Origin of the sequence: Lyngbya aestuarii BL J (genome assembly GCF_000478195.2) — a bacterium.
GTDB lineage: Bacteria > Cyanobacteriota > Cyanobacteriia > Cyanobacteriales > Microcoleaceae > Capilliphycus > Capilliphycus aestuarii.
The window spans coordinates 1-728 of the sequence record NZ_AUZM01000298.1 but is presented as its reverse complement, the minus strand read 5'-3'; the positions used below and the strand labels follow the sequence as shown (position 1 = coordinate 728).

Below are 728 nucleotides of genomic sequence, written 5' to 3'. Positions count from 1 at the left end.
AAATATATCGCTTTTCGCCATCGATATAATGCAGTAAGGCGATGCGGGCGTTACGGTTGGGGTCGTATTCGATCTCTGCAACTTTTGCCGGGATATTATGTTTATCGCGACGAAAATCAATGATACGGTAGAGTTTTTTATGTCCTCCACCCCGATGACGACAGGTGATTACACCTCGGTTGTTACGTCCCTTATGACGATGTTTGGTCGTGACGAGGGAAGGTTCTGGGGTTGAGCGTGTAACTTCAGCAAAGTCTGAAACTGAATGTTGTCGAGTGCTTGGGGTATAGGGTCGATATGAACGAATTCCCATGATTTTCCCTCTTTTTTATATCTGCAAAAAACAATCCTAAATTGTGAATTTCCCTTACACTTCTGGGAATAGGATTTTTCTTAGGGGTTCTCCATCCTCTAGAGTAACAATGGCTCGTTTATAGCGAGATTTGAATCCGATAAATTTGCCCACTCTACGCCGTTTTCGGGGCGGATTATGAGTATTGACACTCATCACTTTGACGGAGAACAAGAGTTCGACCGCTTCTTTAATGACGGGTTTACTCGCCCGAGGATCGACATCAAAGGTGAACTGGTTTAGCTCCATTAATACGGTTGCTTTTTCCGTCACAATCGGTCGTTTGATCACATCAGCGAGATCGCGGGTTTGATATTCAGTCACCGTAAACCTCCTGGATTTTCTCAAGGGCTGCGGCTGTGGTCACAATATTGTC

Annotated in this window: 1 protein-coding gene and 1 pseudogene; both read right to left on the bottom strand. The window is 44.8% G+C overall.

Features of this window, described 5'->3' with window-relative positions; genetic code table 11:
* Positions 1-313 (bottom strand): annotated as a pseudogene (gene rplB / locus M595_RS28200) (50S ribosomal protein L2); the annotation flags it as partial.
* A gap of 54 nt (positions 314-367) precedes the next feature.
* Positions 368-676 carry a 50S ribosomal protein L23 gene (locus M595_RS28195; RefSeq protein WP_023067401.1) on the bottom strand — a complete coding sequence of 103 codons (309 nt, stop codon included), beginning with the start codon at positions 674-676 and terminating at the stop codon, positions 368-370.
* Between the last annotated feature and the right edge of the window lie 52 nt (positions 677-728).